Raw genomic sequence first — 5265 nt, forward strand, 5'->3', positions numbered from 1 at the left:
ATCAATGAAAAAGCGTTGGTCCTGTTCCAGCGAAGCGTTGGTTTCACCGCTATAGCTGTAATCAATACCCAGCGACAGCTCATAGCGCTCAAAGACGGGCAGCACATAATCTAATAGCAGAGTGTATTCCCAGCGCGGACTGTAATTAAAGGGCTTGCCAGCAAAGTCGAACTCATCGCCATTGCTGTCGCCGCTGACAAACTCTTCAACTTCAGTGTCTAAATACGCCGCCGCGAGGGACAAATACAAGCCTTCGATCGGCGTGTATTTCACGTCCAACTCAGCACCGCGCACGGTAGACTTGGGGGCATTGCGCAAAATAGGCAGCGCGCCAAAGACTGGGTCGCGGAAGTTGGTCACCAACTGCTTATCTTTATAGCGATAATCAAATACCGAGGCATTGAGCTGCATAGTTTTGTCGAGCAAGGTCAATTTACCGCCGATCTCCAAGGCGTCGAGCTGCTCTTGGGTAACGGGTTCAAACTGCACCGAATCCGAGATATTAATCACCGGAAAGCTACCCGATTTAAAGCCGCGACTCAGCGCGACAAAAGCCAGCATGTCTTCGGCAAAGCGCCAATCGAGCGCAAGACGCCCAGACACATTGTCTTCACTCAACTCACCAAAGTAGCGGCCAGGCTGGCGTGTTTCATTGTCCAAGGTAAAGCAGCCGCCTTGTTCCGCCGTGCCGGGCAGATAACCGGCCAGCGGCGATTGCAGTAAACTAATCCCGCTAAAGGCCCCGGCCAAGCCGACACCTTCGTCTTGCGCGCCGGGCGAATCTTGGTCAGCGCCGGGCTCATCGCCAACGTTAACGTCCTGACCGCAGCCATTAAACTTACGGGACTCGTCGGTGTAACGCGCGCCACCGCTTAAGGTCCAATCATCGGCCAGGGCCCACTCGGTGTGAAAAAACACCGCCGCCACTTCGGCAAGCTGATTGCCGCCAAAGCCCGATCGATTATCCAGCCCCGCCACACCGTCGCCGTTCGGCGCGTCAACGGGGAAAATAATACTCACCGTCTCGTGATGCAGGCGCTGAAACTCAGCGACATCATCTTCGCTGTAATTAACACCGAGCTGCCAGAATACGTCGGGGTGCGCGTTGCCCGCCAAGCGCCACTCCAAATTGTAATAATCAGTGGTCGCAAACACATTGCGCTCGGTATTCACCGTGTCGACACCAGACTGGGGAATAAAGCTGCCATCGGATTCAAAGCGGCCGAGTGAAGCCAAAAACACCGCCTCGAGATCCTCTGACAAGGTCCAGCCCACGCGCACACCGGTGGAGTAAAAGCTGTCGTTTAAGCGAAATTCCATACCGGCATTTGGCCAGTCAGCGGCGCGATTGTCTTGGGTGTCTTTATCATTAACGGGATAATCTGCCACCTCTGGGTGCAGGCCAGCCGCGCCCAAGGTTGCGTTCTGAGATTCAATGGCAATCACTTGTAAGGCCTGAGGCTCGGAGCGATCGCGCCAACCGTCGAGGTGATAGCTAATATCAATATTGTCGGCGGCTAACCAGCTCAGCGAAAAACGCCCGCTCTGCTTATCGACTTTACCCAAGGTATCGTAGCCAAACTGCTGATACTCACCGCCTAAATTTCGCCCAGTTTTGCCGTTGTAGGCATCACTGCTAGGGTGGCGGGTACGGCTGCGCTGCCAACCTTCACTGCTATTAATGGCGCGTAGCGCCAGACGTGCACTAACGCTCTCAGACAGCGGCCCACTAATAAAGCCATTGGCTTCACTGGTTTCATAGCTGCTGTAGCCCACACTGCCGCCATAAATCAAACTATCACTGGGCTTATTGGCAATATAATTTATCGCGCCACCGGTGGTATTGCGGCCGTAAAGCGTGCCTTGAGGGCCTTTTAGCACCTCTACCCGCGCAAGGTCCAAATTACTGCCCTTGGTCATAATCGGGAAGGGCAAATTGAATTCATCAATATAAACCCCCACCGTCGCGCTGGCGGTTTGGCTATTTTCATTAAAGCCGACCCCCCGCAGGGTGTAAATTGGGGTGTTAAAACCGCCATCGGCGTAAGAGAAGCCCGGCAGTAATTTACCAAGATCCGTGGTATCGCTGACCCCGAGCGCAACGAGGTCTTCGCCGGTATAGGTGGCAATGGCCAAGGGGATGTCATTGGCACCCTCCTCACGCTTTTGCGCCGTAACCAGAACTTCTTCTATGCTTAAGCCCCGCCGACTCTGGGGAATTTCTTGGGCGTTAAGGGCCGCGGCTTGGGACAAACCCAATAATATTAAAGTCAATTTTGTAGACGTGTTCACCTAGGTCTCACTCTCGGCAGGCTATCAGCAGCGCATGCTAGGGGCTCAGCCTAGGCTTTTCAAGCGAAGGGCAGGTTTTGGGACAAATATTCTAAGCTTAGATCATTTAATTATTACCAATAAATTCAATGCCTTAAACAATAACGCGGAGGCCTACTGATCTGCGGCAGCCCTCCGCCACGCAGCGAGCATAGTATCGCGCTGCGATTCGCTTACCGCAGCCCTTCCCAGCCACACACTCAAGATTAGCGCCGCGGCGTTAGGGTCCTGAATTGCACCCAAATGCTCCTCATTCAAATACAGCTGCAAACCCCGCTCTGGCAGCCAAGCAAGACGGTATTGCTGTCCTTTTTCAACACTTTTATACCAGCTGCTAAATAAGGCGATGTCCGCTTTAGCGGGCGCCAATTCTGCAGGCGAATAGGCACCCGTCAGCGCCTTCTCGGTCATGCTGCGAAAGCGCTCCGCCGACACCCCGACTTTATATTCAATAATGATTTGCTTGGCGTAATCTGGCGCCAGAATATCACCAGACGCGGGCAGAGCTTGCTGAGGGTCAACTTGCAGGCGGGTGTAGGTCAAATCCTTCCAGAGCAAGCTGAAGGTTTCCGCGCTCACCGTGCGCCAATTTTCAACCGCCATTACGGGTGCCGATATCAAGCCTGCAAACATCAGTAATAGAATACTGAACAGATACGCCTTGCGATTTTTATTCATTGTCCACCACCCTCAATTGTCACTATTGACCTGCGACCCAACATCAAAAAAACCAGTAGTTTTAGCGCCACTGGCGCCACCACATACACGGCGCTGATCGCCCACGCTGGCGGAACTGCCCCGTCCGTCTGGCTGCCCAACCACAAATACGACACGCCGACCGCCAGTCCCAGAGCCGCTTTGCTTAACATACTCCATAGCGCAAACATCCGCGCTCCTATTACCGCACCGCCCTGCTCTTTGGACAAAGTCTGCGCCAAAGCGGTTTGCATGGCTGAAGGCAAGGCCTGGTCGGCCCCCAGCGCCAGGCCGGTGCCAATGCTAATGGCAATGAACCAGCCGACATCCCCCTCGCCCAGCAGCGCAGCAAAGCTAAACAGCAGTGCAGAACTACACAAGCCAATTCGCCAGGACAATAGATTGCCAACCCGCCGCGCGAGAAAATACCAAAATGGCACACCAAGCAAGCCCGCGAGAAAATAGCTAATCAATACAATGCCGAGCTCGCTCTCGGCGTGCAGCACTTCGCGCATAAACAATATAAGCACCGTTCCGGGGATCGCATTGGCCAGCATATTGGTAAACCACGGCAAGGCTAAACTGCGTGTGCGCTGATCTGTCAGCAACACCCGAAAACTAAGAACGCGGGTACTGGCCGGTGCCGCCTGACTCCCCTGTAGACAAACCGTCAGCAGCAAGACTGCAAGCAACAACACAAGAACTGAGGGGAGTATCGCGGGGGCCAATATGGCAGGTAATACCATTGCCAATAGGGTTCCGAGCAATAGCATGGCTTCGCGGCTGCTGTTATAACGCAGCCGATCTAGCGCTGAAAATGAGATATTCACAGGCAGCGCCAACCAAGGTACAGTAATACCCGTCCAACCCAGCATGAGTAGTATCAGCCCACTCGCCAGTAATGGCAGGGGCCAAGGGTGGGGCAGATAAACCAATGCCAATGCACTGCTGGCGATGAGCAGCCAAGCGCCAATCCATAAGGCACGATGACTGCCATACCGATCGATCCACGCCCCTGCGGGCAAGTCGCTCAGTACGTCAGTCATTCTCGCTGCAAAGAACACTAAACCGACTATGCTGTATCCATAGCCGCCTTGTTCAGCCAGCCAGAGCGGTGCATAAAGATAAAAAGGCAGGCCTAAGGCCGCAAGTGGTAAGCCTGGCAAAGCATAACGAATAAATTGCCAGCTTCGGGAGGGATTCCGCATTTCATTCTCCTTACAGAGACGATGACCTTGGTCGCGTCGCTAGCATTGGCTGTGGCAAATCTGTTTAGGCTGAATATACGTAAATAAGACAAAGCGGGATCAGCGATATATTTATGCAAACACCATTAAAGTCAGTACCCCTAAAAATTGCCGTCATTGGCTCCGGCATTTCGGGCTTGAGCAGCGCCTGGCTGTTGAGCAAACATCATCAGGTAACGCTGTTTGAACAAGATTCCCGACTCGGTGGCCATACCAACACTGTCGATATCCAAACCAGTGCCGGTACCATTGCCGTTGATACTGGCTTTATTGTTTTTAACGAACACTGCTATCCCAATTTAGTGGCGCTGTTTAAGTACTTAGACATTCCGTATCAAGGCACCGACATGTCCTTTGGGGTGTCCTTAGACCAAGGCCGCCTTGAATACAGTGGCTCAAACTCCATCGCCACTATGTTCGCCCAAAAACGTAATGTTTTTCGTCCGCGCTTCTGGGGCATGATCCAAGATTTACTGCGCTTTTATAAGCAAAGCGCTGGCTGGCTGCAAACCCTGCCTGACGATTTGTCACTCGGCGAGCTGCTGCGCCAAGAAAAATTTGGCCCTGGCTTTTGCGAAGATCACTTGCTGCCGATGAGCGCCGCCATTTGGTCAACACCAACCGAAAAAATGCTCGCCTACCCCGCCAAAGCCTTTTTACGCTTTTGCGACAATCACGGCTTGCTGCAAGTCAATGAACGCCCCCAATGGCAGACAGTCACCGGCGGTTCCCGCGAGTACGTAAAACGGCTGAGCACCGACTTCGCCGAGGGCATTCGATTAAACTGCGCTATTAGGAAGGTACATCGCTTCAACGACCATGTAATTCTTGTCGACCAGAATGGCGAAAGCCATCGCTTCGATCATGTGGTTATGGCTGGACACGCCAACCAATCACTGGCCATGCTTGATAAGCCCAGCAGCGCAGAACGGAGCCTACTCGGCGCCTTTAGCTATGAAGAAAACGAAGCGGTATTACACCGTGACGAAAA

General features: G+C 53.2%; 4 protein-coding genes. 1 reads left to right on the top strand and 3 read right to left on the bottom strand.

Annotation, left to right across the window (positions count from 1 at the left end):
- The 3 genes from ABYP33_RS17240 to ABYP33_RS17250 form a co-directional block, all read right to left on the bottom strand.
- Positions 1 to 2292 (bottom strand): TonB-dependent receptor (locus ABYP33_RS17240; RefSeq protein ID WP_373092388.1); only part of this gene is annotated, 2292 nt, incomplete at its 3' end.
- A 153-nt stretch (positions 2293 to 2445) separates the two neighbouring features.
- Positions 2446 to 3009, bottom strand: a complete 564-nt coding sequence (locus ABYP33_RS17245) for a chalcone isomerase family protein (protein ID WP_373092390.1) — start codon at positions 3007 to 3009, stop codon at positions 2446 to 2448.
- Positions 3006 to 4235: an MFS transporter gene (locus tag ABYP33_RS17250; protein WP_373092392.1), complete on the bottom strand. Its 1230-nt coding sequence runs from the start codon at positions 4233 to 4235 to the stop codon at positions 3006 to 3008. Before ABYP33_RS17250 ends, ABYP33_RS17245 begins: the two co-directional genes overlap by 4 nt.
- A 113-nt stretch (positions 4236 to 4348) precedes the next feature.
- On the opposite strand from ABYP33_RS17250, the gene ABYP33_RS17255 reads away from it, so the two are divergent.
- On the top strand, positions 4349 to 5265 hold a 917-nt coding region (locus ABYP33_RS17255), incomplete at its 3' end, for an NAD(P)/FAD-dependent oxidoreductase (RefSeq protein ID WP_373092393.1).

The organism is Zhongshania sp. (assembly GCF_041584495.1).
Classification (GTDB): Bacteria; Pseudomonadota; Gammaproteobacteria; order Pseudomonadales; family Spongiibacteraceae; genus Spongiibacter.